The 26,383-nt window shown below is 69.3% G+C and carries 28 protein-coding genes; 15 read left to right on the top strand and 13 right to left on the bottom strand.

Going from position 1 to position 26,383, the window contains the following annotated elements; genetic code table 11:
• Positions 1–407: 407 nt before the first annotated feature.
• Positions 408–2,006: a DEAD/DEAH box helicase gene (locus ACWCOV_RS21695; protein WP_449831096.1), complete on the top strand. Its 1,599-nt coding sequence runs from the start codon at positions 408–410 to the stop codon at positions 2,004–2,006.
• 101 nt (positions 2,007–2,107) lie between these two features.
• Complete coding sequence (locus ACWCOV_RS21690) at positions 2,108–3,016, top strand: DUF4349 domain-containing protein (protein ID WP_449831095.1); 909 nt, start codon at positions 2,108–2,110, stop codon at positions 3,014–3,016.
• A gap of 33 nt (positions 3,017–3,049) precedes the next feature.
• Here ACWCOV_RS21690 and ACWCOV_RS21685 read toward each other — a convergent pair whose 3' ends face one another.
• Positions 3,050–3,799 carry a ParA family protein gene (locus tag ACWCOV_RS21685; RefSeq protein ID WP_449831094.1) on the bottom strand — a complete coding sequence of 250 codons (750 nt, stop codon included), beginning with the start codon at positions 3,797–3,799 and terminating at the stop codon, positions 3,050–3,052.
• A gap of 94 nt (positions 3,800–3,893) precedes the next feature.
• Between ACWCOV_RS21685 and ACWCOV_RS21680 the strand changes: the two genes are divergently transcribed.
• Together ACWCOV_RS21680 and ACWCOV_RS21675 are read left to right on the top strand one after the other, a co-directional pair.
• Positions 3,894–5,366 carry an MFS transporter gene (locus ACWCOV_RS21680; protein ID WP_449831093.1) on the top strand — a complete coding sequence of 491 codons (1,473 nt, stop codon included), beginning with the start codon at positions 3,894–3,896 and terminating at the stop codon, positions 5,364–5,366.
• 19 nt (positions 5,367–5,385) lie between these two features.
• Positions 5,386–6,264 (top strand): alpha/beta fold hydrolase, encoded by an 879-nt coding sequence (locus ACWCOV_RS21675; RefSeq protein ID WP_449831092.1) that lies wholly within the window; start codon positions 5,386–5,388, stop codon positions 6,262–6,264.
• Here the strand turns inward: ACWCOV_RS21675 and ACWCOV_RS21670 are convergent.
• Both ACWCOV_RS21670 and ACWCOV_RS21665 read right to left on the bottom strand, forming a co-directional pair.
• Positions 6,248–7,297: a hypothetical protein gene (locus tag ACWCOV_RS21670; RefSeq protein ID WP_449831091.1), complete on the bottom strand. Its 1,050-nt coding sequence runs from the start codon at positions 7,295–7,297 to the stop codon at positions 6,248–6,250. The two genes, ACWCOV_RS21675 and ACWCOV_RS21670, sit on opposite strands and share 17 nt — an antisense overlap.
• Positions 7,294–7,800 (bottom strand): RNA polymerase sigma factor, encoded by a 507-nt coding sequence (locus ACWCOV_RS21665; RefSeq protein ID WP_449831090.1) that lies wholly within the window; start codon positions 7,798–7,800, stop codon positions 7,294–7,296. Before ACWCOV_RS21665 ends, ACWCOV_RS21670 begins: the two co-directional genes overlap by 4 nt.
• A gap of 197 nt (positions 7,801–7,997) precedes the next feature.
• Between ACWCOV_RS21665 and ACWCOV_RS21660 the strand changes: the two genes are divergently transcribed.
• The 5 genes from ACWCOV_RS21660 (at position 7,998) to ACWCOV_RS21640 (ending at position 10,656) form a co-directional block, all read left to right on the top strand.
• Complete coding sequence (locus tag ACWCOV_RS21660; protein WP_449831089.1) at positions 7,998–8,819, top strand: hypothetical protein; 822 nt, start codon at positions 7,998–8,000, stop codon at positions 8,817–8,819.
• Positions 8,816–9,127, top strand: coding sequence for a hypothetical protein (locus tag ACWCOV_RS21655; RefSeq protein WP_449831088.1), 312 nt, complete (start codon positions 8,816–8,818; stop codon positions 9,125–9,127). The genes ACWCOV_RS21660 and ACWCOV_RS21655 overlap by 4 nt, the downstream gene beginning before the upstream one ends.
• Positions 9,124–9,435 carry a hypothetical protein gene (locus tag ACWCOV_RS21650; protein WP_449831087.1) on the top strand — a complete coding sequence of 104 codons (312 nt, stop codon included), beginning with the start codon at positions 9,124–9,126 and terminating at the stop codon, positions 9,433–9,435. Before ACWCOV_RS21655 ends, ACWCOV_RS21650 begins: the two co-directional genes overlap by 4 nt.
• 163 nt (positions 9,436–9,598) lie before the next feature.
• Entirely contained in the window at positions 9,599–10,348 is a 750-nt protein-coding gene (locus ACWCOV_RS21645) for a hypothetical protein (protein ID WP_449831086.1), read from the top strand.
• Positions 10,345–10,656, top strand: coding sequence for a hypothetical protein (locus ACWCOV_RS21640; protein ID WP_449831085.1), 312 nt, complete (start codon positions 10,345–10,347; stop codon positions 10,654–10,656). Before ACWCOV_RS21645 ends, ACWCOV_RS21640 begins: the two co-directional genes overlap by 4 nt.
• On the opposite strand, the gene ACWCOV_RS21635 is transcribed toward ACWCOV_RS21640, so the two are convergent.
• The 7 genes from ACWCOV_RS21635 to ACWCOV_RS21605 all read right to left on the bottom strand — a co-directional run bounded on the left by ACWCOV_RS21635 (position 10,646) and on the right by ACWCOV_RS21605 (position 16,790).
• Positions 10,646–11,602, bottom strand: a complete 957-nt coding sequence (locus ACWCOV_RS21635) for an ABC transporter ATP-binding protein (protein WP_449831084.1) — start codon at positions 11,600–11,602, stop codon at positions 10,646–10,648. The genes ACWCOV_RS21640 and ACWCOV_RS21635 overlap by 11 nt on opposite strands.
• Before the next feature lie 3 nt (positions 11,603–11,605).
• Positions 11,606–12,421 (bottom strand): ABC transporter permease, encoded by an 816-nt coding sequence (locus ACWCOV_RS21630; protein WP_449831083.1) that lies wholly within the window; start codon positions 12,419–12,421, stop codon positions 11,606–11,608.
• On the bottom strand, positions 12,414–13,211 hold the full coding sequence (locus ACWCOV_RS21625) for an ABC transporter permease (protein WP_449831082.1): 798 nt from the start codon (positions 13,209–13,211) through the stop codon (positions 12,414–12,416). Before ACWCOV_RS21625 ends, ACWCOV_RS21630 begins: the two co-directional genes overlap by 8 nt.
• A gap of 233 nt (positions 13,212–13,444) precedes the next feature.
• Positions 13,445–14,308, bottom strand: a complete 864-nt coding sequence (locus ACWCOV_RS21620) for an alpha/beta fold hydrolase (protein ID WP_449831081.1) — start codon at positions 14,306–14,308, stop codon at positions 13,445–13,447.
• A 91-nt stretch (positions 14,309–14,399) separates the two neighbouring features.
• Complete coding sequence (locus ACWCOV_RS21615; protein WP_449831080.1) at positions 14,400–15,293, bottom strand: RecB family exonuclease; 894 nt, start codon at positions 15,291–15,293, stop codon at positions 14,400–14,402.
• 1 nt (position 15,294) lies between these two features.
• Positions 15,295–15,912 carry a MarC family protein gene (locus tag ACWCOV_RS21610; protein WP_449831079.1) on the bottom strand — a complete coding sequence of 206 codons (618 nt, stop codon included), beginning with the start codon at positions 15,910–15,912 and terminating at the stop codon, positions 15,295–15,297.
• Entirely contained in the window at positions 15,909–16,790 is an 882-nt protein-coding gene (locus ACWCOV_RS21605) for a PHP domain-containing protein (RefSeq protein ID WP_449831078.1), read from the bottom strand. The genes ACWCOV_RS21610 and ACWCOV_RS21605 overlap by 4 nt, the downstream gene beginning before the upstream one ends.
• Positions 16,791–16,896: 106 nt before the next feature.
• On the opposite strand from ACWCOV_RS21605, the gene ACWCOV_RS21600 reads away from it, so the two are divergent.
• Positions 16,897–17,301 carry an NUDIX domain-containing protein gene (locus ACWCOV_RS21600; RefSeq protein ID WP_449831077.1) on the top strand — a complete coding sequence of 135 codons (405 nt, stop codon included), beginning with the start codon at positions 16,897–16,899 and terminating at the stop codon, positions 17,299–17,301.
• On the opposite strand, the gene ACWCOV_RS21595 is transcribed toward ACWCOV_RS21600, so the two are convergent.
• Both ACWCOV_RS21595 and ACWCOV_RS21590 read right to left on the bottom strand, forming a co-directional pair.
• The gene (locus tag ACWCOV_RS21595) at positions 17,219–18,607 is read right to left on the bottom strand and encodes an FAD-dependent oxidoreductase (protein WP_449831076.1); all 1,389 of its coding nucleotides are present in this window, start codon (positions 18,605–18,607) and stop codon (positions 17,219–17,221) included. The two genes, ACWCOV_RS21600 and ACWCOV_RS21595, sit on opposite strands and share 83 nt — an antisense overlap.
• Before the next feature lie 70 nt (positions 18,608–18,677).
• A complete protein-coding gene (locus ACWCOV_RS21590) occupies positions 18,678–20,744 on the bottom strand; it encodes an AAA family ATPase (RefSeq protein ID WP_449831075.1) in 2,067 nt (688 codons plus the stop codon).
• Between the two features lie 63 nt (positions 20,745–20,807).
• Between ACWCOV_RS21590 and ACWCOV_RS21585 the strand changes: the two genes are divergently transcribed.
• Positions 20,808–21,596: a GNAT family N-acetyltransferase gene (locus ACWCOV_RS21585; protein WP_449831074.1), complete on the top strand. Its 789-nt coding sequence runs from the start codon at positions 20,808–20,810 to the stop codon at positions 21,594–21,596.
• On the opposite strand, the gene ACWCOV_RS21580 is transcribed toward ACWCOV_RS21585, so the two are convergent.
• Complete coding sequence (locus tag ACWCOV_RS21580) at positions 21,564–22,142, bottom strand: histidine phosphatase family protein (protein WP_449831073.1); 579 nt, start codon at positions 22,140–22,142, stop codon at positions 21,564–21,566. The genes ACWCOV_RS21585 and ACWCOV_RS21580 overlap by 33 nt on opposite strands.
• Positions 22,143–22,248: 106 nt before the next feature.
• Between ACWCOV_RS21580 and ACWCOV_RS21575 the strand changes: the two genes are divergently transcribed.
• The 4 genes from ACWCOV_RS21575 to ACWCOV_RS21560 all read left to right on the top strand — a co-directional run bounded on the left by ACWCOV_RS21575 (position 22,249) and on the right by ACWCOV_RS21560 (position 26,374).
• The gene (locus ACWCOV_RS21575; protein ID WP_449831072.1) at positions 22,249–23,265 is read left to right on the top strand and encodes a LacI family DNA-binding transcriptional regulator; all 1,017 of its coding nucleotides are present in this window, start codon (positions 22,249–22,251) and stop codon (positions 23,263–23,265) included.
• A gap of 18 nt (positions 23,266–23,283) precedes the next feature.
• On the top strand, positions 23,284–24,576 hold the full coding sequence (locus ACWCOV_RS21570; RefSeq protein ID WP_449831071.1) for a sugar ABC transporter substrate-binding protein: 1,293 nt from the start codon (positions 23,284–23,286) through the stop codon (positions 24,574–24,576).
• A 149-nt stretch (positions 24,577–24,725) separates the two neighbouring features.
• A complete protein-coding gene (locus tag ACWCOV_RS21565; protein WP_449831134.1) occupies positions 24,726–25,562 on the top strand; it encodes a carbohydrate ABC transporter permease in 837 nt (278 codons plus the stop codon).
• The gene (locus ACWCOV_RS21560) at positions 25,562–26,374 is read left to right on the top strand and encodes a carbohydrate ABC transporter permease (protein ID WP_449831070.1); all 813 of its coding nucleotides are present in this window, start codon (positions 25,562–25,564) and stop codon (positions 26,372–26,374) included. The genes ACWCOV_RS21565 and ACWCOV_RS21560 overlap by 1 nt, the downstream gene beginning before the upstream one ends.
• Positions 26,375–26,383: the final 9 nt, after the last annotated feature.

Raw genomic sequence — 26,383 nt, 5'->3', positions numbered from 1 at the left:
TATCTGCCCACCGGCACGAGTGGCGCAAACCACACTCCCGCGCTCCGAGGGGCGTCGGCAGGAGTGGCGGAAACCCGTCCCTCCCTCCATCTGTTCTCCGCCCGGAGGGCGTGGGCGGGAGTGGCGGAAACCACACGAAGCGGCGTTGACAGCTCCAGCGGCTACACTGGTGGGCGATTCGCCGGTGACGCGCCCAGATGGGCAAGCTGGTGCGAGGTGCTTGCACAGTGTCCCCGCGCCTCACGTAGGGGCTGCAGAGCCCCAGGCGCCCGGCCACTGATGCAACTGTCCGCACAAGCATGTGAGAGGCGATCAGCCTGACCACCTTCCGAGAGCTCGGGGTGCTGCCCGAGATCTGCGACGCGCTCGACCGCGTCAACATCGTGGAGCCGTTTCCGATCCAGGAAATGACGCTCCCTGTCGCCCTGATGGGCACCGACCTGATCGGCCAGGCCCGGACCGGGACCGGCAAGACGCTCGGCTTCGGCATCCCGCTGCTGCAGCGCACCATCTCCCCCGGCGAACCCGACTACGAGGAGCTCGCCGCGCCCGGCAAGCCGCAGGCGCTGGTCGTCACCCCGACCCGCGAGCTGACCATCCAGGTCGCCAAGGACCTGACCACCGCGTCGACCGTCCGCACCGTCCGGGTGCTGACCGTGTACGGCGGGGTGGCCTACGAACCGCAGCTGGACGCGCTGAAGACGGGCGTCGACGTCGTCGTCGGCACCCCGGGCCGGCTGCTGGACCTGGCGAACCGTGGTGTGCTCGACCTGAGCCACATCAAGGTGCTGGTGCTGGACGAGGCCGACGAGATGCTCGACCTCGGCTTCCTGCCCGACGTGGAACGCATTCTGCGCAAGACTCCCGAGCTGCGCCAGACGATGTTGTTCTCGGCAACGATGCCGTCGGCCGTGATCGGCCTGGCGCGCACCCACATGCGGCACCCGCTGAACATCCGGGCGGAGTCGCACGAGGACACCCAGATGGTGCCGACCACGGCCCAGTTCGTCTACCGCGCGCACGACCTGGACAAGCCCGAGGTGGTGGCCCGGATCCTGCAGGCCGAGGACCGCGGCCGGGTGATGATCTTCTGCAAGACCAAACGCGAGGCGTCCCGGCTGACCGACGACCTGCAGGACCGCGGCTTCAAGGCCGCCGCGATCCACGGCGACCTGAACCAGCAGGCCCGGGAGCGGGCGCTGATGCGGTTCCGCGGCGACAAGATCGACGTACTGATCTGCACCGACGTCGCGGCCCGTGGCATCGACGTCGAGGGCGTCACGCACGTCATCAACAACACCTGCCCCGAGGACGAGAAGGCCTACATCCACCGGATCGGCCGGACCGGGCGGGCGGGTGCGAGCGGGATCGCGGTGACCTTCGTCGACTGGCCCGACGTGACCCGGTGGAAGACGATCAACAAGGCGCTCGACCTGCCGTACGACGAGCCGCAGGAGATCTACTCGACGTCGCCGGAGCTCTACCACGACCTGGGCATCCCGCACGAGGCGAAGGGCCGGATCCGGCAGGCTCGCGAGACGCGCGAGGTGCGGGAGGACAAGCCGCGGCGCCGTACCGAGGAGAGTGGCGAGCGGGAGGCGCGGAAGCGGTCCCGGACTCGCAAGCGCACCCGGTCGGGGCAGCCGGTCGAGGGCGACGAGAAGTCCGAGACCGACGTCACCAGCAAGACCCAGGTGCCGCCGACGGAGGAGTCGTCGACCGAGGCCGCGGAGGCGCCGCGCGAGCGCAAGGCCCGCAAGCGCACCCGGACCCGGAAGTCCGCGGAGGCTCCGGCCGAGGCCTCCACCGAGGCTGCTCCGGCTGCTGAGGTCGCGGCCGAGGTGGTTGCGGACGAGCCGGCCGAGAAGCCGGTCAAGCGCGCCCGGACCCGCACGCGCAAGACGGCGGAACCCAAGGCCGAGGCCCCAACCGCGGAAGCGCCGGCTGCTGAGCCGCCGGCTCCGGGGACCAGCCCGACCCTGCCGACCTTCACCGCTCCGGAGTGACCTGCCCGTCGCCCGACCGTGGCTGAACGGTGATCTGAGCCTGCAACACCCTGCCCCTCGGTGGCCGTCCTAGCGGTAACCACGAGAGAGGGGCATGGGTGATGAGGCGGATCAAGACTGCCGCGGCCGGGGTGGCGTTGCTGGGGATGGTGCTGCTGGCAGGGTGCTCCGGCGAGAGCGGTAACAGCGAGGCCGGAACGGCTGCACCCGCTGACCGGCAGGGCACCGACTCCAACGAGTCGGCCAACGGCAACGCGTCCGGGAGCGCGCCGCAGGGGCAGGACAAGGCGGCCGCTCAGCCGACGCTGACCCGGGCGATCATCAAGACCGGGTCGCTGACCATCGAGGCCGAGGACGTCGACGCCCAGCGGCAGAAGGCGATCACGGTGATCTCCGGGCTCAAAGGCCAGGTCGCCTCCGAGGACACCGGCAGCGACGACGACGGCAAGATCACCCGGGCGAACCTGGTCCTGAAGGTGCCGACCGCGTCGTACGAGACCGCGATCCAGCGGCTGTCCGAGCTCGGCAAGCGGATGCAGATCCACCAGGAGTCCAGCGACGTCACCGAGCAGGTGGTCGACGTGGAGAGCCGGATCGCCTCCCAGCGCGCCAGCCTGGAGCGGATGCGCACCCTGCTCACCAAGGCGAACACGATCGGCGAGATCGTCTCGGTGGAGACCGAATTGACCCGGCGTGAGGCCGACCTCGAGTCCCTGCTGGCCAAGCAGAAGAACCTCGCGCTGCAGACCGAGCTCGCCACGCTCGCGCTCACGCTCACCGCCAAGGGCGAGCCGCCGGTGCCGACCGACCCGGACCGTGGCTTCGTGGCCGGGCTGCAGGGCGGTTGGGACGCGTTCGCCGCGACGTTCGCCTTCCTGGCGACGGCACTCGGCGCGCTGCTGCCGTTCCTGGTGCTGATCGCGCTGATCGCCGTACCGCTGTGGAAGTTCCGGCACCGGGTCCGGCGGCAGCCGGCTCCGGACAGCGGGCCGTCGGTCAGCGGGCCGTAAGGTCAGCGGGGCGTAAGGTCAGCGGGCCGTAGGTCAGAGCAACGCGCCGGCCAGCGCCCGGTAGGCCTTCGCACCGGGCGAGGCCGGCGACGTGCTCAGCACGGTCTCACCGATCGCCGGCGCCTCCGCGAACCGGATCGACTTCGGGATCGCCGGTTCCAGCACGTCCAGCGAGTAGGTGTCGGCGATCGTCTCGAGCACGGCACGGGCGTGCGTCGTCCGGCCGTCGTACAGGGTCGGCAGCACGCCGAGCACGTTCAGACCGGGGTTTGTCAGTCGCTGCACGTCGTGGATCGTGTCAAGTAGTTGCCCGACGCCACGATGCGCCAGCGTCTCGCACTGCAAGGGGATCAGTACGTCGGACGCCGCCGACAGCCCGTTCACCGTCAGCAGCCCGAGCGTCGGCGGGCAGTCCACGATGATCCAGTCGTACGACGCTCGCAGTGGACGCAACGCGGTCCGCAGCACCTGTTCCGGGCCGCTCTCGCGGGCAAGCCGTACCTCGGCGGTCGCGAGCTCGATCGTCGCCGGCAGCAGGTCCGGCCCGTCCTCGAACTCGACCAGCACGTCGCGCGCCTTCACGCCGCCGAGCAGCACGTGGTGGATCGACTTGTCCAGGTCCTCGGGATCGATACCTATCGAGAACGTCAGGCAGGCCTGCGGGTCCAGGTCGACCAGCAACACCCGTTGACCACGCTCGGCCAAGGCAGCGCCGAGCGTCGCGACAGTGGTCGTTTTGGCCACGCCGCCTTTCTGGTTGGCTACCGCCATGGTGCGAGGCACCCGGCCATTGTGCCGCACCCCGGAACGCCGGATCGCACCCCGGGGGTTGACCTCAACCCTGCTTTAACTCCCACCATCGGTTGGCATGGACCAGATGACAGTGACCACGGAGGTCAAGGCGGGGCGGCGGGAGTGGCTGGGGCTCGCCGTACTCGCGCTGCCCACCATCCTGATCGGCATGGACGGCACGGTGCTGCACCTCGCGGCGCCGGCACTCAGCTCCGACCTGGCGCCCAGCTCCTCCCAGCTGCTCTGGATCATCGACGTGTACGGCTTCGTGGTGGCCGGTCTGCTCGTCACCATGGGGACGGTCGGCGACCGGATCGGCCGCCGCCGGCTGCTGATGATCGGCGCCGCCGGGTTCCTGGCCGCCTCGATCCTGGCCGCGTTCGCCACCAGCGCCGAGCTGCTGATCGCGGCCCGGGCGCTGCTCGGCCTGGCCGGCGCGACGCTGATGCCGTCGACGTTGTCGCTGCTCAGCAACATGTTCCGCGACCCCGGTGAGCGGCGGCTGGCGATCGCGATCTGGATGACCAACTTCATGATCGGCGGCATGGCCGGTCCGCTGGTCGGCGGCGTCCTGCTCGACCACTTCTGGTGGGGGTCGGTGTTCCTGATCGGCGTGCCGCCGCTGATCGTGCTGCTGGTGGCCGCGCCGATCCTGCTGCCGGAGTTCCGCCACGTGCACGCCGGGCGGATCGACCTGGCCAGCGTCGCGCTGCTGACGGGCGCGATCCTCCCGGTCGTGTACGCGATCAAGGAGACCGCGAAGGACGGGTTCCACCTGAGCAGCCTCGGGATCGCCGCGGCCGGCGTACTCCTCGGATGGGTGTTCGCGCGACGGCAGCTGAGGCTCGCGGAGCCGCTGATCGACCTGCGGCTGTTCCGCCGGGCAGCGTTCAGTGCATCGCTAGGGGCGCAGACGTTCGGGCTGTACGTGCTTGCGGCGATGCAGTTCCTGACGGTTCAGTACTTCCAGCTGGTGCTCGGCATGTCGCCGCTCGAGGCCGGGCTGTGGATGTTGCCGATGATGGTGACCGGAATCGTCGGCACGCTCGGCGCGCCGTGGGTCGTGCGTCACCTGCGGGCCGGTACGGCGATGACGCTCGGCTTCGCGGCCGCCGTACCAGGACTGGCTCTGATGGCTCTGGCGGACCGCTTGCCGGTGGTGATCGGCCTCGCGGTGGCCAGCCTGGGCATCCAGGTGGTGCTGGCCCTCACGTACGACGTCATCGTGAGCAGTGCGCCGCCTGAGCGGGCCGGTGTCGCATCTGGCATGGGTGAGACGGGCACTGAGCTCGGCATGGCGCTCGGGATCGCCATCGCAGGCAGCCTGGTCACGGCCGTCTACCGGGCTGGAGTCCCCGCCGACGCCCCGGAGGCTGCACGCGACACGCTGAGTGGTGCGATTGCGGCTGCCGACCGCCTACCTGGTCCGGTTGCCGAGCAGCTGCTGTCGCTCGCCCGTGAGGCCTACACGGACGGCGTACAGCTGGCGGTCGTCGTCAGCGCCGTCATCGTGATTCTGCTCGGCGTGGCCACGGCCACGCTGGTTCGGACGGACTGAGCGGATACCCTCTTTACTTGTGAGTACGCCGCGTTCGCTGACGTTGCCCGACGGGGTTCATCCCGCGACCCTCGAGACCGACCGTGGGTCCTTCGCGACCTTGATGGCGGTGCCGGACATCGGCACGCCGCTGGGCACAGTGTTGCTCGTGCCGGGGTGGACGGGCAGCAAGGAGGACTTCACCCCGCTGGTGGATCACCTGTGCCGCTACGGCTGGCGCACGGTCGCGGTCGACCAGCGCGGTCAGTACGAGACGCCCGGCCCGGCCGACCCCTCGGCGTACTCGCTGGCCGAGCTCGGCGCGGACGTGGTCGCGATGAGCAAGGCGCTCGGCGGCTACAGCCAGCTCGTCGGGCACTCGTTCGGCGGGCTGGTCGCGCGTGAGGCCGTGCTCACCGATCCGTCGGTGTTCTCGACCATCAGCCTGCTGTGCTCCGGCCCGGCGGCGTTCACCGACGAGGCGAAGCTGCAGGGCCTGCAGATGCTGGCGTACGGGCTGGACAACCTTCCGATCGAGCAGGTGTACGACCTGAAGCTGCAGCACGACAGCCTGGCCGCGGGCTACATCGCGCCGCCCGAGGAGATCGCAGCTTTCCTGCGGAAGCGGTTCACCGGCAACGTCCCGGTCAGCCTCGCCGAGATCACCCGGCGGCTGATGGACGCGCAGGACAAGACCGATCAGCTCGCGAAGTCCGGCGTACGCGCGCAGGTCCTGTACGGCGAGGGCGACGACGGCTGGCCGCTCCCGGTCCAGCGCGCGATGGCCGAGGGACTGGGCGTCGAGGCCGAGGTCATCCCGGACGCCCTGCACTCCCCCGCCATCGAGCAGCCGGCCGCGACCGCCAAGCTGCTGGTGCGGTTCTTCCACGACCGGGACCGGTTCACCGCACCGGCTTGACGGACACCTCGAGCTCGAAGTTCTCCAGGCCGGCCGGGGTGAGCGCGGCCTTCAGCTTCTCGTCGTACACGAGAGCTGAGATCCCGAACTTGTCGACGCTGCCGGCACCGTACGCGTAGACGCCGAGCCCTTTACCGATCAGCTCGCCGACCGACGCGCCGATCCTGGCCAGGTCGGCCTTGCTGTACTTCACCTGGTGGACGCAGAGGTTGCCGTCGTACACCTTCTCGAACGCGGTCCGGAAGGCGGCGGGATCGACATGCGCGACGCCGATCGTGTACACCTCCGGCGCGCCGGGCACATGGCCCTTCGGGTACAGCAGGCGGGGATCCGTGGCCTGGTTCTCGCGGGCGGCGAGGAAGTCGGCGACGGCGACCTTGTCGATGGTGTTCGGAACGGTCTTCCAGCCGCCCGCGGGCGCCGGGCACGGCACCTCGTCCGGCGGGAGCTGCAGCTCCGCGGTGGTCGACCGCGTCTCCGGCACTTCCTGGTCCTGGACGTCGATCGTCCGGCCGGCCCACACACCGGTCACGATGGCGTGACCGGTCCGCACGCCCTTGATCGTCTCGGCCTGCGCCAACTTGGCGAGGTCGAAGTTCTTCAGCGTCACGGCGTACTGCGCCGGGCAGGACGGCGCCGGCTCGTTGCCCTTCGCCCAGCCGATCGCGGGCTGCGGCAGCGGCGGGCAGAACACCGGCTCCTTCCCGGGTACGGCGATCACCTGGCCGCCGGCCCGGACCCGGCCACCGTCGCGGACCAGCAGGTCGTCGTTCGGTGCTTGGTTGCCTTTAGCAACGGACTGCGGGGTCTCGCCGGTGGTGGCCGGGCCCTGCTCGCCTCCCGGCAGGACGGTGAGTGCGGCGGCGGCGATCGCGGCGACGCTGGCGGCCGCCAGGGCCGGGACCCAGGCGCGGGGGCGGCGGCGACCGCCCATGATCCGGTCCAGGTCGGGTTCGGGAGCTGACGGCTGGTCCGCGCGCCACCGCGCGCCGGCCCGCGTCAGCAGGTCGTCGACCTCGTCGGTCGGGTTCATTCGCTGACCTCCAGCAGGGTGCGCAGGCGGGCCCGCGCATCGGACAAGGTGGACTTGACGGTGCCTTCGGAGCAGCCCATCACCGCGGCCGTGTCGGCGATCGACAGGTCCGCGAAGTAGTAACAGTCCACCGCGAGGCGTTGCCGTGCCGACAGCGACGTGAGCGCGTGGTCCACGTCCATCCGGGCGTCCAGGTCGGGCCGCGACACCGGCCCGTCGTTCTCGTCCAGCTCCCCGGCCGGCCGCAGCCGCCGGGCCGCCTTCCGGGCCTGGTCCGCGGTGATCGCGAGCAGCCAGGCCGAGGCGGTCCCACGACTCGCGTCGTACTGCCCTCGCTTCGCCCAGGCGCGCGCGAGCGCCTCCTGCACGATGTCGTCCCGGTCCGCGCCCACGGCAAGCCGAGCCGCCAACCGGGCCATGGCCGGCAGGTGCGGCCGCACCCACTCCGCAAACCCGGCCCCGTCCGAAGGCGGCCCCACCACCACAGCCGGCTCTTCCGTCATCGTCGGCATACCTCGTCTACCCCCGAATCCCACTTCCGGTTGGGTCCCTACCCGATTTCCAACGACCCCACCCACCCCAAGTCACACCCCCACCCCCATCCGTAACCACCCCGACTTATCCACAGATCCCGATTTCCACCCCCACAACCCCCTCCCCACTGCCTACCGTCGAGAAAACAAATCGACCTGGGGACACCATGCCAACACCCCTCCACCACCTCCCCGAACCCACCGACCTGCATGCCCGGTTCAGCCGTAACCATCGCCTGAGCTGGGGAGAGCCGCTGCCGAGCAAGGCCGAGATCGCGGCGGAGTCCGGCGTGCTCGCGACCCGGGAGGCGCTGACCCGGCTCCAGGCGATCAGTTGGGAAGACGAAGCCGCGACCGGGGACTTGCTCGCTCTGACCCGGCCGGGAGTCGAGTTGTACCAGTTGGACAAGCGGGTGAAGTCGCCGCAGTCGCTTGCTCGGAAGATCAAGAAGCACACTGGGAAGAGACAGCGGTCGCCGGCGATCGAGGACGTCCAGCGCTACACCGTGATGACGCCGGTACATGACCGGCTGGCCGAGCTGGCGCGGCGGGCGGCGGCCGGCCTTCAGGATCTCGGTTGGCAACTTGCCGCCGTACGTAACTCCTACGTCGAGGGAAGCCGCTACAAGGGCGTCCATCTGGACACCGTCGATCGACGCGGGCGACGGATCGAGGTGCAATTGCACTCGTCCGCCTCGATCTGGGTGAAGGAGGCGACCACCGCGCCGTACGTGATCGAGCGGGACGCCAACCGGCCGAGGGCAGAACCCGAACTGGCCCGAGCCGAGTGCATCCGGCTGTCGGCCGGCCTGCCGATGCCACGCGGCCTCGACGACCTGACCGAGCTCGGCGGTTGCCCGGTGACGGTTCGCGGCTATGGTCTTGGCCGAGACGCCCGGAGACCACCGCGCAACGGAGCGGCGCCCGCGACGGACGGTCGCCGCGCATTCGATGCAGCACCCGACGTCAGGAAGGAACTGGAACTGTGAGTCTGTACGTCGTGAGGGACGGGGAGCGTCTTCTGTGGGTGGCGGCCGTGGTGGGCGAGGACGTCTTTGGCTTTGTGCCGGACACGGGGAAGTTTCACCGCAACGAGGGGCTGCGGGATGACTTCTTCGTGGAGCAGGAGCTCCAGTACGAGCAGATCACGGTGTCGAGGGCCAAGGCGCTGATCGACGCCGGCCTCGACCCACTCGACCCCGAAGTGATGGCAGACCACCTGACCGAATGGCAGGCCGACCCCAAGGCCTTCGTCCCCGAGCAGATGTTCGCCACCGTCGTCGCGGACCTCCGATGAAGCTCTATCTGGTGAAGGAAGCGGGCGAGCCGTTGTGGGTGGCGGCTTTGGCGCACGAGACGATGTATGCGTATGTGGCGAACACGGGGAAGTTCCACGACAACAATGCCTTGCGCAACGACTACTACATGGAACGCGACTTCAGCTACGAGGAGATCGGGCCGGCTGAGGCCAGGCGCCTGATCGACGCCGGCCTCGGACGCCTCGACGAAGTCGAGGAAGCCGAAGACCTCGCCGTCTGGCAGTCCGACCCCAAACCCCTCGACGCCACCGACGTCCTCTCCATAGCCGCCGGCTACCACCGCTGAGCCCAGGGGACGGGGCAGTTATCCACAGATTTGGGAAGTTGGCCCATGGGTGGTCTCCGAGTTACTACGGTCGAAGTATCAATCGACCTGGGGAGATCAGATGCCACCCGCCCGTCCACCCGAGCCATCCGCGCTGCACGCAGGCTTTTCGGTCAGCGGTCGGGTGGACTGGGGCGAGAGTTTGCTCTCAGGCGCCGCTATCACCGAGTTGCACGGCTCGAAGGCGACGTTGAAGAGTCTTCACCTCCTCGGCGCGGCTCTCGCGGTGGAGCCCGACCGGACTGCCGAGTTCCTGGCCTCGCTCCCGCCCACGGCGTCGCCGTACCATCTCGACCGCCGGGTGAAGTCTCCAGAGTCGCTCGCCCGCAAGCTCAGGAACTGGCAGGGCTCCGACGTACGCCGTCCGGTCGATGACCTGCTCCGGTACACGATGCTCACCGAAACACCCGAGGACCTCGTCGCCGCCGCACGGCATACCGCCGACCAGCTCACAGGACACAGGTGGCGAGTGAAGTACGCGGTGCACTCGTACTCGGAAGGATCACGCTACAAAGGCATTCACGCCTACTTCAGAGCGCCCGGCGTCGAACGGATCGAGGTCCAGTTCCACTCCGTGGCGTCGATGAAGGTCAAGGAGCTCACGACTCCGTGGTACGAGATCGAGCGCAGCGCCACCGCAACCGACGCCGACCGTGAGGTAGCCCGGCAGCGATGCATGGAGGCGTCGGCGCGTTTGAGCCCACCACCGGGCATCAGCGAGCTGACGACTCTGGGAGGAAGGACCGTCGCGGTCAAGAACTACAGTGACTCCAGGCACGGGATGAAGGCTTCGGAACGAGTCCGATCCGGTACGGCGACGCCGTACGAACAACCTACGACAGCTTGCGACAAGAACGGTGGGATCGCGCGATGAGGCTCTACCTGGTGAAAGAGGACGAGCGGCTGGTCTGGGTTGCGGCGTTGGCGCATGAGCGGATGTACTCGTATGTCGCCAACACGGGGAAGTTTCATGACAACAATGCCCTGCGCAACGACTACTACATGGAGCGTTGGTTCACGTACGAGGAGATCGGTTGTGCCGAGGCTCGGCGGCTGATCGACGACGGCGTCGGCACCCTCAACGATGACGACCATCCGGACGCCCTTGCCCGGTGGCGGGCCGATCCCAAGCCGCTTGAGGCTGCGGATGTGTTGTCTATTGCGGCTGGGGTCAACCCCTGAGGGGTTGGGTGTAGAGCTGGGTTATGACGGACTCGATGGTGGGTTCGGCGATGGTCAGGTCGACGAGGGGGTAGTTGGCGGCGATCTCGGCCAGGAGGGGGGCCGCTTTGGTGGTGGTGGGGAAGGTCAGGTGCTGGCGGGGGCCGTCGACCTTGACGACGGTGGCGCCGGGGACGGTGATGGGCGGGAGGGAGGTGGCCAGGTCCACGACCAGGGTTCGGGGGGCTGTCTGGCTGGCTTTGAGGTGGGGCAGGGTGCCGTCGAAGATCTGGCGGCCGTGGTCGATGACCATGACGCGGGAGCAGAGGGCCTCGATGTCGTCGAGGTCGTGGGTGGTGAGGATGACGGTGGTACGGCGTTCCGCGTTCACCTGGGCCAGGAACTCGCGCAACCGGGCCTTGCTGATCACGTCCAGGCCGATCGTCGGCTCGTCCAGGTAGACGATCTCCGGGTCGTGCAGCAGCGCGGCTGCGATGTCGCCCCGCATGCGCTGGCCCAGCGACAGTTGGCGGACCGGTACGTCGAGCAGGTCCTCGAGGTCGAGCAGTTCGACGAAGGTCGCCAGGTTCTCCCGGTGCCGGGCGAGCGGGACGCCGTACATCTTCTGCAGTACGGCGAACGAGTCCTTCAACGGTAGGTCCCACCACAAGGTCGTGCGCTGGCCGAAGACGACGCCGATCCGCTTCGCCAGCTTGAGCCGGTGGCGCGACGGGTCGACGCCCGCGACCCGGATCGTGCCGCCGCTCGGGACCAGGATGCCGGTGAGCATCTTGATCGTGGTCGACTTCCCCGCGCCGTTCGGCCCGATGTAGCCGACCACCTCCCCCGGCTCGACGGTGAACGACAGGTCGTCCACGGCGTTCACGACCCGGCGGGTACGGCGGAACCCGGCCCGCGACGTCACGGTGAAGGCGCGGGACACGTTCTCCAACTCGATGACTGCCACTGCTCAACTCCCTGTACTGCGGTAACGACGGAGACCGCCCCGCCACGCCAACGACGCCAGCGCGACCATCACGACGGCGACCATCGGCGACAGCAGGCCGATCCAGGACGGCAGGCCCAACGGGGCCGGCTTGCCCAGCACGAAGAGCACCGGGTAGTAGTTGACGAAGGCAAGCGGTACGACGAACGTGACAGCCCGGACGATGTCCTTGCCGAACGCGCTCAACGGGTACTGCGTCAGCGTCTGGCCGCCGTACGTGAACGCGCTCGCGACCTCGGCGGAGTCGATCGCCAGGAACTGGAACGCCGCGCCGAGGACGAAGATCGCGGCGAAGATGACCGATCCGAAGATCATCGACAACGGCAGCATGATGCCCTTGGCAACGGTCCAGTCGACGTCGAGGTTGTTCAGCGCGAAGACCAGGACGACGGTGGCCTGCAGCGGCCGGCCGATCCGGCGGAGGGCGAACTCGTCCGCGGCGGTCTGGATGAACGCCGGCACCGGCCGGATCAGGTACACGTCCAGCGAGCCGGAGCGGATCCGCTGGCCGACCCGTTCGATCGAACCGGTGACCAGGTCGGCCAGCCCGAGCGTCATCGAGGCCGTTGCGTAGAGCAACGCCATCTCCCCGAGACTGAACCCGCCGAACGCGTCGATGTGGCTGAACATCAGCACGACCGCCGCGAAGTCCGTCGCCGTGATCAGCATCGTGCTGACCAGCATCAGCACGAACGACGCCGGATAGGCCAGCGCGGACCGGATCCACATCAGCACGAGCATCCAGTACTGCGCCGGCGCCCGGCGGAGCCGCTCAACCACCCTGGATCACCACCTTCCGGGTCGCGAACAAGGTGACGAGCTGACCGGCCAGCAGCAGCACCAGGAACCAGCCGCACTGGAACAGCAGCGCGGACCCGGTCCCGCCGGGGTTGCGGCCGAGCCAGATGTCGATCGGCACCTGCAGGGTCGCGGCCCACGGCGTCGCCCGGGCGAACTCGCCGATCCAGCCGGGGAACACCACCAGCGGCAGGATCGTGCCGGAGAAGAACAGTGACAGGACCAGCGCCAGCGCCTCCATACCGCGCGAGTCAGTGATCCAGAACCCGGACAGTGCGACCAGGTACCGGATGCCGAAGCTCACCAGGATGCCGAGCACCAGGCCGAGCGCGACCGCCAGCCAGGAGAGCGCACCGGACGGGAACTTGAGGTCGAACACCAGCGCGCCGACCAGCAGCGGCGCACCACCGCGGACGATCAACTGGAACATCGCCCGGCCGAGATCCACCGACAGCCACCACATCATCAGGTGCGTCGGCCGGTACAGGTCGACCGCGATCTCCCCGCTGCGCACCCGCGCGCCGAGCTCGACCGTGGTGGTCGCGCCGAAGATCCCGATCGGCATCAGCAACCCCTGCTGCAACCACACGAACGTCAGCGCGTCGGAGACGTCGTACCCGCCGAGGCCGGGCCGCTCGTGCCACAGGGTCAGGTAGACACCGCACAGGATGAACCCGAACACGGTGTTCGTGAACGCGCCGGACGCGGTGGCGATCCGGTACGTCGAGAACCGGCGGAACGACCGGACGCCGATCGCCCAGTAGACGCCCACGGCAACCTCCTCTCAGTACTCGAGGTGGTGTCCGATCGATCCAGCGGCACGCAGAACTGCCCCGAATCTGGAAAGACCCGGGGGGTTCGGACACCACTGTGACGGCATGGCAATCCACACCGTTGTCAAGGAAAGGCTCGTGACGCTACGCCGGTTGGTCGCTGGGAGTCAACTGGATTTCCGTCCCGGGCACCGGCCGGGCGAGGGCCCCTCAGACCTCGCCCGGCCGGGGTTCAGGTGAGTTCGGCTTCCAGGACTCGGGAGAGGAGGGTGGCGAAGGGGGCTGGGTGGGTGGTGTAGCCGGTGTGGGGGCCGGGGAAGGTCACTACGGGCCAGCCGAGGTGGTCGGCGATGGTTTGGATGGGGCGGCCGGGGAGGTACTCGGCGGAGTCGTGGCCGGCGGCGGGGACGATCTTGTGGGTCACCTGCTTGAGAGCGTCCAGGTCGGGCTGGTAGCGCGTGAACGGGAGCAGTTGGTGCTCGTAGAAGCCGGCCGCGTTGGCCCGCATCCTCCGGAACAGCGCCTGGTACTCCGGCAGCAGGTCCTCCGGCGGCGGCAGCTCGTCCTGGTCCATCCCGGTGCCGATCGCGAACAGCACGTCCGCCGCGTCGAGCCCGTCCCGCCGATAGGTGTCGTACACGTCCTGGAAGAACGCGGCGGCGTCGGCCGCATCCGGCAGGACCTCCACGCACGGCGGCTCGTGGGCGACCAGCATCCGCACCCGATCGGGGTGGCGGGTGATCAGTTCGAGCCCCGTGATCGCGCCCGAGCTGCTGCCGAACACGTACGCCGGTGAGTCACCGGCGACCGCGTCGAGCACAGCCAGCGCGTCCGCAGCCGCCTGCGCCACGGTCTCGTCCGCGGCCTCGGAGTGGCGCCGGTCCACGGGCTCACCGTCGTACCGGCTCCTGGAGTTGCCGCGCGGGTCGTACGCCACCACTGTGTAGTCGGCGGAGAGCTGGCCGACGATGCCGCTGAAGATCCCGGCGTCCGAACCGCCACCGGGAATCAGCAGCAGCACCGGCCCGGATCCGGTCACCTCGTAGTGCAGCGTCGCACCCGGCACCGGCAGCTTGTTCACAGTTTTCGCGCTCATCAGGCAACCCCTCTCAGTTGCCCTCAGCCTCCACCCGCCCGCTGGCACCCCACGCACACAGCGCTGGCACGAACGCGAAAGCGGGCCCAAGTCAGCTGGCGTCCTCCATCGCGACCGGCACGCTGTCGTCCAGCCCGGCCCACGACTCCCGCGGCGGCGCGACCCGGCGCCCCTCCGGGCAGATCCGCACGAAATCGCACCACCCGCACAGCGCCGAAGGCTCCGGCGGAAACGCTTCATCAGCCTCGGCCGGAGTCAGCCCCTCATGCCACCGAGCCTCAGCCGCCGCCGCGTCATCGGCTATCGACTCAGCCCGCCGCTGATGCCGGGCCAGCGAAGCATCGTCGTGATCAGCGGCAGCGACCGTGTTCGTCGGCAAGTGATGCAGCTCAACCCGCGTACACGGTTTGTGCAGCACCCGCCGCGCACCCAGCACATAGAGCGCCATCGCCAGGGACGACCGCGCGTCATCCGTCGTCAACGGCCGACGCCCGGTCTTGTAGTCGACGATCACCAGCTCGGTCCCACCGCTCCCGTCACGTGCCGGCCGCTCGTCGATCCGGTCGATCCGGCCGCGCAGCGACGCCCGCTCGGTCGTGAAGGCGACCGTACGCTCCACTCCCCGCGGCGCGTAGTACGGATCGGAATCCCGCAGGTACCCCAGCACCATCGACGTCGACCGCTCTCGCCAGTCGAGCGACTGCACCTGGTCCCGGAAGCCCTCGCTGCGCCAGCTCGACCGCATCTTGGCGACCACTTCGTCCGGAGTACGGCGGGAGGCCGGCCAGCGACCGAAGAAGTCGGCGAGCACCTCGTGGACGACCGCTCCGACCGTGTTGTGCGCCCACGGCGGGCCCTTCGACGGGCGTGGCGTCTCGAGGTAGGTGTAGCGGTACTTCCGCTTGCAGTCTGCGAAGGTGAGCAGTTTCGTCGGCGTCGCGACGAACAACCGCGTCGGCATCCCGGGCAGCATGTCGTCACTCATGTCAGCCCGCCTTGATGAAGTCCGTGACCGCGTCCGCGACCAGCTGCACGGCGATCGCGCTCAGCAGCAGACCGGCAATCCGGGTGACCAGGAGCACGCCGTTCTCGCCGAGGATCCTCATGATCACGCCGGAGAACCGCAGCGTCAGCCACATCACCAGGTGGATCAGGACGATGCCGACCGAGATCGCCACCACGTCCGGCAGCGCGCCGTCCGCCCGCTGCACGAACACCATCGTGGCCACGATCGCACCGGGCCCGGCGAGCAGTGGCGTGCCGAGCGGGACGAAGGCGATGTTCACGTTCTTGGTCTGGACCGGATCCTCGGCGGTGTCGGTCAGGAGCTGCAGCGCGATCAGGAGAAGCAGCAGACCGCCCGCGGCCTGCAGGGCGGGCAGCGTGATGCCGAGGTTGTGCAGGATCTGCTGGCCGAAGGCGGCGAACACGACGATCACGCCGAACGCGACCAGCACCGCCTGCCAGGCGGCCTTCTTCCGGACCGCGCGGGACTGGCCGGCGGTCAGCGAGATGAACACCGGCACCGTGCCCGGCGGGTCCATGATCACGAACAACGTCACCACGACCTCGCTGAGCAACCCCAGGTTGATGACACTGTTCACGGCAGGTAGGCCTCAGGCACCTGAGCGTCGGTGGCGGCGGCGTTGCCCTTCGCGACCTCGAGGAGCCGCTCGAACTGCTCCGGCTCGGTCGAGTTCACGCCCAGGTCGTGGTCGATCTTCCCGACCCCGTGGTGGTCGCTGGAACCGGTGTAGATGATGCCCAGATCCTGGGCGATCCCGCGCAGCGCCGTCCGGGACTCCGCGGAGTGGTCCTGGTGGTCGACCTCGATCCCGGCCAGCCCGTGGTCGTCGACCAGGCGGGCGATGGTGTCCGCGGTCATCACCTTGTAGCTGGACCGGCCCCACGGGTGGGCGATGATCGGCACCCCGCCGGCCTCGCGGACCAGCTCAATCGCTCGCCCGGGCTCGATCGCGTAGTGCGACACGTGGCCGGGTTTCCCGTCGGCCAGGAACCGGTCGAACGCCTCGCTGCGGTTGGCGACCGTCCCGTTCGCGACCAGCGCGTCGGCCACGTGCGGCCGGCCGACCGACGGCGTACCGGTCGCCTGGGCGAGGACCTCGTCGACGGTCAGCGCGACGCCGACGCTGTTCAGCCGGGCGACGATGGACGGGATCCGGTCGGTACGGCCGTCGCGGACGATCCGCAGCTCCTCGGCCAGCGCCGGGTACGACGGGTCGGGCAGGTAGCCGAGCAGGTGCACGCTGATCCCGCGCAGCTTGCAGGAGATCTCCAGGCCGGGCACGAACCCGATCCCGAGCTGCTCCGCGGCGACCCGGCCGTCGGCCCACCCGTCGGCGGTGTCGTGATCCGTGAGCGCGATCACGTCCAGACCGGCCCGCTTGGCGTGTGCCATCAGGACGTCCACCGGGTCGGTGCCGTCCGAGCGGTTCGAATGGGTGTGCAGGTCGATACGCACGAGCGGGGCCGGATCCCTTCCATGGACAACTGTCACGGCTGATGCTATCCGCGTCCGCCCCCAGTTCCGGCCGGTTGTCCCCAGGGTGCCCCTATCGTGGGGTGGCATGGATGCGCACCGCGTCGACTGTGTCGGGGCCCTCGTGTACGACGACCAGCACCGGCTGCTCGTGGTCCGGAGAGCGAATGAGCCCGGCCGTGGGCTCTGGTCGATCCCGGGCGGGCGGGTCGAGCCGGGAGAGGACGACCCGACCGCTGTGGCGCGGGAGGTCGCGGAGGAAACCGGTCTGACGGTCGAGGTCGGCGACCTGGTCGGCGAGGTCGAACGCGACGGCCCGATGGGCACGCTCTACGTGATCCGCGACTACGAGGCGACGGCCGTCGGTGGCAGCCTCACGCCGGGTGACGACGCCTCCGATGCGAAGTTCGTCACCCGCGCGGAGTTCCTGACCCTGCCGACGACGACGCTCCTGGCCTCGACGCTCGAGCAGTGGAACGCCCTACCGGGCTAGCTGCCGCCAAGGCCCGGGCCACGACCGCGGGACGGAGCAGGGCCGTCGGCGGATCGACCAGGCTGGTCACCCGGAGGAACGCTCGTCCGAGGTGCTCGTCGCGGGCGGCGCCGGCCTGCAGCATTCCGACGTACCGGCCGAAGAAGCGGTCGGCGGTCGTCCGCCGGCCCGGGATCTCGGGGAACGACAGGTCGGCGCCTCTCGCCAAGGCCCAGGCGGCGCCTGCGATCCGGCCGGTCTCGCGAAGGTAGCCGAGGAGCGGGCGGCCGTCGGCCGGCTGCCGGCGGAGCGCGTCGGCCTCGAGCGCCGCGACCGTCATTCCCTGTCCGTAGACGGGGTTGAGCGTGCAGATGGCGTCGCCCAGGACGGCCAGGCCGCTCGGAAAGCGGTCCAGCCGGTCGTAGCGAAGCCATCGCGACGCCGGGTACCGGTAGGCGACCGGATCGTCCAGGGGTTCGGCTGTCGCCAGGATCCGGGACAGGTCCGGCAGCGCGAGGTCGGCGGCGAACCGGGTGAAGCCGTCCGGATCGGTCGGTGGGTGATCGCCGAGCACGCCCATCAGCGTGACGAGACAGGTCCCGTCCTCGATCCGCGACAGGCCGCCGCCTCGCGGCCGCGCCGGGCAGGGAGCGGAGATCACCACCAGGTCGTTGCCCAGGGCACCAGGACGCAGCCGGTAGCGCCGGCTGGCGTAGCCGACGCCGACCGCGAGCCGGTCCTGCCTCGGCGCCGGGAAGCCGAGTGCCTCGAGCCAGACCGGAAGCCGCGATCCGCGGCCGGTCGCGTCGACGACGAGGTCGCCGGGCAGTTCCTCCGGCGCGCTGCCGTCGGCCCGGCCGACCACCCGGGCCCCCACGATCCGCCGGCCGTCGGCGATCACACCGGCCACGTCGTGCCGTCCGAGCACCCGGACGGACGGCAGCGCCAGGACGCGACGCCGTACCGCCGCCTCCAGGGCCGGGCGGCTCACGCAGATCGCGGGCAGGCCCGAGACTCCCCGCCGGAAACGATGCCCGCCGAAGCACAGACGGGTGTCCGCGAGCATGTCGCCGACCCGTGCGCCGTCCGCGGTCAGGTCGGCGGTCAGCCCGGGAAAGAGATCCTCCAGCAGGGCGTGGCCGCGGGAGAGCAAGCCGTGCAGGTGCCGCGACTGCGGCGTACCGCGGCGTGGCGCCGGCTCGGGGCCGAGCTCGTCACGGTCGATGAGCACGACCTCGGCGTACGTCTCGGAGAGGGCTCTCGCCGCGAGCAAGCCGGCGATGCTGCCCCCGAGGATGATGGCGCGGTCCCGATCGGTCGATGTCATGGCAGCCTCCTGTGGCGAGGGTGCTGACTTTCGCGGTCCGGTCACCAGGTCAAAGACTGTTCACCTGTGCTCACCCGGTGCCGAGCTCTCGACGCCACAGCCAGGCGACGACGCGGTCATGCCCTTGGCGCAGGTGGCGACGGTAGGTGCTGAACGGCAGGCCGAGCGCCGCGGCCGCTGCCTCCTGGGTGCGAGAAGCCCGGACGTACGTCGTCTGGAGCGCGCGATACAGCCGGTCGTCGCGCGGATCGTCGGTCAACGTGGCAACGGCGGCGTGCAGCAGCTTCACCAGTCCGTCGGGATCCTCGTGGCCGGCGACACAACGGGTGCGCAGCAACGGATTGCGCAGCAGCAGGTCGGGGCGGTGCAGGTCTCGCAGTGCCTGCTTGACGGCATCGGCGAAGTCGCCGCGGGCGAGCACGAGCAACTCAGGCTCCGGGGCCGCGGCCGGCAGCAGCAGGGCGTCGTCGGCCAGAGCACGCTCGGTCCAGCGTTCGGTCATCAGCTCGACCGGGACCCGCCGGAAGTCGTGGCCGAACAGCCCGTAGCGACGGCCGCCCACCACGAAGTCCGCGCCCACCGCCCGCGGCATGTCCGCGGCGGCGAAGTACTCGTTCCACCGGTCCGGCTCGGCCAGGGTGACGAAGTCCCAGGCCAGGTGTGGAGTGGCCAACTGTCGCTGCAAGGTGAGCACCGGTACGGCGTTCAGCGTGGCGGACGGGCCTTGGTACTGCTGGGAGTCGACGATGAAACGGCAATGCCCGACCGACTCACCGGCCCGCACCGGCGCCATACTCGCGGCAAAGCGCCAGGCCGCCGCCGTGCCGGGATCGGCATCGCGGTCCGCCGGCGCCGCGACGGTGAGATCGAGCAACGCGACGACGCCGCGGACGGTCCCATCCAGGCCCCGGATCACGTGGAACCCGTCCGGCTGACGGTCCAGCCACCGCCTGACCAGCGCTGCCGAGTCGGCGCCCTCTCCGGTACGGACGAGGTCTTCGATCGCCTGGTGATCGGCCGGCCAGGCCCGATCGGGATACTCGTCTCCCCAGGTCTGCCACTCCACCGGCGCGAGCACACTGCGCAGGTTGCGGAACAGGAACTTCAGGTCCGCGATCGCGTGTTGCTGTGCCCGGCCCTCGCTGCCGCGGATCCGGGCCAGGGTGTCGGCCCGCACCGCGCGGAACACCTCGCGGTAGCCGTCCGGATCACGCCGGCGCAAGTCGGCGTCGAGCACGTCGCGGACGAGATCGTGCGGCACCAGGCCGCCGGTCCGGAGCTCGGTGACGGAAAGCCCGGCCAGCCACTGGAACACGAGGTGCGGGTCGCCCGTCTCGCCAACCACGGCGTGCAGCAGGCCTTCGCTCGTCGTACGCGCGACAGCGGACACCTGGAGGGCTCGCTGGTGGGCAACCGACGGTACGTCGGCGACGAGCCACTGGAGCAACCCGGTGACCACGTCCATCGGCAACGTGGTCAGGTCGGCGTCCGGGTCCCGCCGGAGCCGGTCAGCGAGCAGTGACAGCGCCAGCGGATGACCGTAGGTGAGGGTGAGTACGTCGGCGTGCCGGTCCGCGCGGACGCCGCGCCGATCCAGGTACCGGCGGACGTCGGCTTGCTCGAGATTCCGTAGCGAGACGATGCGCAGCAGCTCGGACCAGGCCGGATCGGCCCGCCACTCCGGTCCTGGTGGCTCGCGGCCCGCGACGACCACGATCGTCGACGCGGGCAGCCGGGGCAACAGTCGCTCCCGCACCCAGTTCTCGACCGGGCCGAGCCGTTCCCAGCCGTCGACGAGCAGGACCAGCCGCTCGCCGTACGGCAAGCGGATCGCGGCGTCGCCTGACGGGATGTCGACAGTGCCCGCGAGCGCCTCGGTCACGCCGGCGGGAGTGCCGACGACGTCCCGGCCGTCGATGCGGACGACGCAGGTGACCGCCTCGTCGACAAGCGCGGCGTACGCGTCGAGCAATGTCGTCTTTCCGACTCCCCCAGGGCCGACCAGAAACAGCATCCGGAAGGACGGTTCCTCTGCGCCCAGGGCGGCCCGGAACAGGTCGAGCTCGGCCGCGCGGCCCACGAAGAGCTCGTGCCGCCATGCTGCCAACAACCCGCCGAGCGTGTCCGCGGGGCCCATGACCTCATGGTGGCAGCCGGAAACCGATCGCGCTGGGGCCGGGTGGTGCTTGACACTGGCTGCATGGATGACGGGTCCGTGGTTCGGGCGATCGAGGAGAACGCCGCCGAGTTGCTGATGGCGATGGGAGCTGCCGGCGGTGGGGTGCAACGGGACGACGGCGCCGTTCGCTGGACGATCGGCGGCTCGCCGCTCGACGCCCATAACGCAGTGGTGGCGGCCGACCTGTCGGCTGCGGACGTCGACGGCGCCATCGCCGAATCACGGGAGCTGATGCGGCAGTACGGCGTACCAGGGACCTGGCATGTCGGGCCGTCCATGCGGCCGGCCGATCTCGGCGACCGACTGCGAGCGGCAGGGTTCTCCGACGACGGCGGCGAGCCCGGGATGGCCGTGAAGCTGTCCGAACTGCGGAAGCCGAAGGATGTCCCGGGCTTCGAGCTCACCCGGTTCACGACCGACGAGGCGCTCGCGACCTGGGAGGCAACGCTCGGCCGTGGCTTCGGGGAGGGCGAGAAGGAAGCGCGCTGGGTCGCCGAGGTGTACCGGCGGCTCGGGTACGGCGATCCCTGGCGGCACTACCTCGGCTTCCTCGACGGCGAGCCGGTGGCGACCACCACGATCTTCCTCGGCGCCGGGGTGGCCGGCGTCTACTTCGTGATGACCGTGCCAGAGGCTCGCCGCCGCGGCATCGGAGCCGCGATCACGTACGGCGCGCTACGACAGGTACACGGCGTCGAGTACGCCGTGCTCGGCTCGTCGTCCGCCGGGAAGTCCGTCTACGAAAGCCTCGGCTTCCGCCAGCGGTGCACGATCGAGCTATTCGTTGTTCCAGCGGTGGACCGCGGGTGAGCCGCGCTCCCAGCCGAGGGTCGAGATGGTGGCGGTGTTGAGGACGAAGTGACGACCCTCGGTGACGTCGAGCTCGAGCCAGCGGGCGGTGAGGCCGCGCAGGGCGTGTGAGTGACCGAAGACGAGGACGTCACCGGGTACGGCGGCGATCCGGGCGTTCACGCGGTCGAGCCGGGCCGCGACCTGGGCGGGTGTTTCGCCGTTGGGTACCGGATGCGACCAGACCGTCCATCCCGGCACGGTCTTGCGGATCTCCGCGGTGGTGATGCCTTCGTAGTCCCCGTAGTCCCACTCGACCAGGTCTTCCTCGACCTCGGCCTCCGGGAAGCCCGCGAGCTCCGCCGTACGGCGGGCCCGTTCCCGCGGTGAGGTCAGCACCAGCTCGAAGGTCTCGCCGGCCAGCCGCGACTTCAGCGAGGCGGCCACGCGCTCACCTTCCGCGGTCAGCGGAAGGTCCGTCACCGACGTGTGCTTGCCCGACTTGCTCCACTCGGTCTCGCCGTGCCGGATCAGGAACAACTGGTCCTGTCTTTCGTGTGTGGTCACGATTTCATGGTCGCAGATCGATCTCGACCTCTTGACCAACCGCCCCCGGACAAGGCAGGGTCGAAAACTGTAAGCGCTTCCACTCCGACCTCCCAGGAGCGAGCACGTGGCACCCGGACCCACCGGCAGGCCGGCGACGATCTACGACGTCGCGGCGCACGCGAAGCTGTCGATCGCGACCGTTTCGCGTGTCCTGCAAGGGACCGGGCCGGTGTCGGAGAAGGCGAAGGCCCGGGTCGACCAGGCGGCACGCGAGCTCAACTACGTACCGCTGCGCGCCGCCCGCAGCCTGGCGGTACAACGTCACGAGGCGCACGGGCTGGTGCTGCCCGACCTGGCCGGCCCGTTCTACGGCGACCTGCTGATGGGGTACGAGCGCTGGGCCGGCGAGCACGGCCAGAGCGTCATCATCACGGTCACCCACGGCAACCCCGACCCGAACCGCACCGTCCGCGACCTGGCCGGGCGGGTCGACGGGATAGTTGTCCACGGCAACGCACTGGACCTGCCGGCCATCCAGGGCCTGCGCAAGGCCGGTGTGCCGCTGGTGCTGATCGCGCATCCGCCGGTGACGGGCTGCGACTCGGTCCGCAGCGAGAGCGCGGCGAGCGCCGAACAGCTCACCACAAGACTGTTGGACCACGGCCGCACCGGGCTGCTCTTCGTCGGCGATCCCGACAGCGGGTACGACGTCGGGGAACGGTACGCGGGGTTCGCCAGAGCTCTCCGCGGTCGCGGGGTGAACGTGCCGAAACCAGAGCGCGTGCCGATGACCGAAGAGGCCGGCACGACGGTCGCCACGAAGTTGCTGACGGCAAAGAAGCGTCCCGATGGACTGGTCTGCGCCAACGACGAGCTCGCGCTGGCTGCGATGAAGACGTTGCTTGCTGCGGGCGTCGCCGTACCTGACGAGATCGTGGTGACGGGGTGGGACGACGTGATGGCGGCTCGATACGTGTCGCCGGGGTTGACGACGGTGCGGCAGCCGATGACCGAGCTCGGGCGGCTGGCGGCACAGCGACTGCACGAGCGGGTGACCGGAGAGCGGACCCGGGCGCGCAACGACGTACTGGCAACACAACTCGTGCTGCGGGACAGCTGCGGCACGGGACGGGGGATGTAACCGAGTGAGGAGACACAGATGATCACCCACAGCATCCGCCGCCGGCTGGTGATCGGCAGCGCTGCGATCACCGCCACAGCCCTTGCGCTGACAGGGTGTGGCAGGTCGGAGGACACCCCCAGCGGGGGCGCGCAGCCGACGACCACGGTCAGCGAAGGACCTGCCACCGGCAACCTGACCGTCTGGGCGATGGGCACCGAAGGCGAGAACCTGCCCAAGCTGATGCAGCAGTTCCAGCAGGCCAACCCGGGCGTGAAGGTCACCGTCACGCCGATCCCGTGGGACGCCGCGCACAACAAGTTCACCACCGCGATCACCGCGCAGACGCTGCCGGACGCCGCGATGGTCGGCACCACCTGGATGGGCGAGTTCGCCGACCTCGGCGCGCTCGACCCGACCCCGGAGGGCTTCGACAACGAGGGCTTCTACCCCGGCGCCCTGGACACCACGAAGGTCGGCGGGACGCAGTACGGCGTTCCCTGGTACGTCGAGACGCGGTTGGTGTACTACCGCAAGGACCTGGCCGCCAAGGCCGGGATCACCACGCCGCCGACCGACTGGGACGGCCTGAAGGCGATGGCGAAGGCGATGCAGGAGAAGGCCGGCGCGAAGTACGGCATCAACCTGCAGCCGGGTGGCAACGGATCCTGGCAGACGGTGATGCCGTTCGCCTGGTCCGCCGGCGCGAACATCACCGGTGACGACCAGAAGGAGTTCACCTTCGACACGCCGGAGATGCAGGAGGGGCTGAAGTACTACCAGAGCTTCTTCACCGAGAAGCTGGCCGGCACCGACCTGCCGCCGAACCAGACCGAGGCGCAGTTCGTCAGCGGGCAGGTGCCGATGTTCATCTCCGGTCCGTGGATGGCGGGCTCCGTGGCCAAGCTCGGCGGGGACGCGATCAAGCCGAACATCGGGGTCTTCGAGATCCCGAAGAACAAGACCTCGACGTCGTTCGTCGGCGGGTCGAACTTCGTGGTGTTCAAGACCTCGAAGAACAAGGACAGCGCGTGGAAGCTGGTCAAGTTCCTGTCCGACCCGAAGACGCAGGCGAACTGGTTCAAGATGTCGTCCGACCTGCCCGCGGTGAAGAGCGCGTGGGAAGACCCGAGCATCTCCGGCGACCCGCTGCTGCCGGTGTTCGGCAAGCAGCTGGAGTCCGCGAAGGCGCCGCCGGCGATCGTGAACTGGGAGCAGGTGGCGACCGTCTTCGACACCGAGGTGGAGAAGATGGCCAAGGCCGGCCAGTCCCCCGCCGACACCGCCAAGGCCATCCAGACCCAGGCTTCGTCGATCGGCACTGGTAGCTGATCCCGATGAGCCAGAAGACTGCTCCCGCCGGGTCGCGCCGCGATCCGGCGGGAAGCCGGCAAGGTGTACGCCGATCGCCGCCGGGGACCGCCACCAAGCGACCTCGCCGTGGCCGCCTCGACCATCAGACCGCCACCGCGTGGATCTTGGTGTTGCCGTTTGCTGTTCTGTTCCTGGCGTTTACGGCGGGGCCGGTGGTTGGGTCGTTGCTGACCAGTTTCACCGACATGCGGCAGCGGGATCTGCGGACGCCGTTCGCGGTGAACCCGGTCGGGTTCGACAACTACGTGAAGGCTTTTCAGGACGAGACGTTCCGGAAGGCCGCGTTCAACACCGCGTACTTCGTGATCGTCGGCCTACCGCTGACGCTGGTCGTCGCGCTCGCCGCCGCGGTGCTGCTGGATCGTGGGATCAAGCGGTTCCAGGCGCTGTTCAAGGTCGGCTTCTACCTCCCGGTGGTGACGTCGATCGTCGCGATCGCGGTGATCTGGCGCTTCGTCCTGGCCCCGGACTCCGGCCTGGTGAACATCGTGCTCGGCTGGTTCGGCATCGACGGGCCGAACTGGCTGGCGTCGCAGACCTGGGCGATGCCGTCGCTGATCGCGATGGCGGCGTGGCGGAACTTCGGGTCCGCGATGATCATCTTCCTGGCCGGCCTGCAGGGCATCCCGCAGTCGGTCGAGGAGGCCGGCCAGATCGACGGCGCGGGCCCGTGGCAACGGTTCCGGTACCTGATCCTGCCGTTGCTCCGGCTGACCATCCTGTTCAACTGCGTGACCACCGGCATCGGCTACCTGCAGTTCTTCGAGGAGCCGTTCGTGATGACCGACGGCGGCCCGCTGAACAGCACGCTGTCGGTGTCGATGTACGCCTACGAGCAGTTCGGCTTCGGCAACTACGGCCTGGCCACGTCGATGGCGTACCTGCTGTTCGTCGTCATCGCGGTAGTCACGTTCATCCAGTTCCGGCTGCTGAGGGAGAAGTGATGCGCCGTACCTGGTGGATCTACCTGATCGGGCTGCTCGGCCTGGTCGTCGTCGCGGCGCCGTTCGTCTGGATGGCGTTCGGCAGCTTCAAGACCCAGGGCGAGCTGCTCCGGGTCCCGCCGACCTGGTTCCCGGAGCAGCCCACCACGCAGAACTACGTGGACCTATTCCGCAAGGAGAGCTTCCCGCAGTACTTCCTCAACTCGACCGTCGTCGCGCTGGTGGTGACAGCCGGGAACCTGACGTTCTGCTCGATGATCGGCTACGCGCTCGCCAAGCTGCGGTTCAAGGGCCGCAACGCGCTGTTCGTGCTGGTGATGGCCACCCTGATGATCCCCGGCATGGTCACGTTCGTGCCGCTGTTCGTGCTGGTCACCAACGTGGGCCTGGCGAACAGCTACCCGGGCCTGATCCTGCCGTTCCTGGTCTCGCCGTTCGGCGTGTTCCTGATGCGGCAGTTCTTCCTCGGGCTGCCGGACGACCTGATGGACGCGGGCCGGGTGGACGGCACCAGTGAACTGGGCATCTTCGCCCGGATCATGCTGCCGCTGACCAAGCCGGCCCTGGCCACGCTCGGCATCCTCACCTTCCTCGGGTCCTGGAACAACTTCCTCTGGCCGCTGGTGATCGCCCAGACCCAGGACAAGTACACCCTCCCGGTCGCCCTGGCGCTGTATTCGAAGGGCCAGAACGCGCAGAACTACGGCCTGCTGATGGCCGGCGCGGTCGTGGTCGTCATACCGGTGCTGGTGATGTTCCTGATCTTCCAGCGCCACGTCACCAAGGGCATAGCGATCACCGGACTCAAGTAGACCCCTTCT

The organism is Kribbella sp. NPDC002412 (assembly GCF_053592935.1).
This window is presented reverse-complemented; position numbering and strand designations above follow the sequence as displayed.

Coding starts and splice junctions, on each gene's coding strand:
- ACWCOV_RS21695 (WP_449831096.1), top strand. CDS start 408: ATGACGCTCCCTGTCGCCCTGATGGGCACCGACCTGATCGGCCAGGCC.
- ACWCOV_RS21690 (WP_449831095.1), top strand. CDS start 2,108: ATGAGGCGGATCAAGACTGCCGCGGCCGGGGTGGCGTTGCTGGGGATG.
- ACWCOV_RS21680 (WP_449831093.1), top strand. CDS start 3,894: ATGACAGTGACCACGGAGGTCAAGGCGGGGCGGCGGGAGTGGCTGGGG.
- ACWCOV_RS21670 (WP_449831091.1), bottom strand. CDS start 7,297: ATGAACCCGACCGACGAGGTCGACGACCTGCTGACGCGGGCCGGCGCG.
- ACWCOV_RS21665 (WP_449831090.1), bottom strand. CDS start 7,800: ATGACGGAAGAGCCGGCTGTGGTGGTGGGGCCGCCTTCGGACGGGGCC.
- ACWCOV_RS21660 (WP_449831089.1), top strand. CDS start 7,998: ATGCCAACACCCCTCCACCACCTCCCCGAACCCACCGACCTGCATGCC.
- ACWCOV_RS21650 (WP_449831087.1), top strand. CDS start 9,124: ATGAAGCTCTATCTGGTGAAGGAAGCGGGCGAGCCGTTGTGGGTGGCG.
- ACWCOV_RS21640 (WP_449831085.1), top strand. CDS start 10,345: ATGAGGCTCTACCTGGTGAAAGAGGACGAGCGGCTGGTCTGGGTTGCG.
- ACWCOV_RS21620 (WP_449831081.1), bottom strand. CDS start 14,308: ATGAGCGCGAAAACTGTGAACAAGCTGCCGGTGCCGGGTGCGACGCTG.
- ACWCOV_RS21615 (WP_449831080.1), bottom strand. CDS start 15,293: ATGAGTGACGACATGCTGCCCGGGATGCCGACGCGGTTGTTCGTCGCG.
- ACWCOV_RS21600 (WP_449831077.1), top strand. CDS start 16,897: ATGGATGCGCACCGCGTCGACTGTGTCGGGGCCCTCGTGTACGACGAC.
- ACWCOV_RS21595 (WP_449831076.1), bottom strand. CDS start 18,607: ATGACATCGACCGATCGGGACCGCGCCATCATCCTCGGGGGCAGCATC.
- ACWCOV_RS21590 (WP_449831075.1), bottom strand. CDS start 20,744: ATGGGCCCCGCGGACACGCTCGGCGGGTTGTTGGCAGCATGGCGGCAC.
- ACWCOV_RS21585 (WP_449831074.1), top strand. CDS start 20,808: ATGGATGACGGGTCCGTGGTTCGGGCGATCGAGGAGAACGCCGCCGAG.
- ACWCOV_RS21570 (WP_449831071.1), top strand. CDS start 23,284: ATGATCACCCACAGCATCCGCCGCCGGCTGGTGATCGGCAGCGCTGCG.
- ACWCOV_RS21560 (WP_449831070.1), top strand. CDS start 25,562: ATGCGCCGTACCTGGTGGATCTACCTGATCGGGCTGCTCGGCCTGGTC.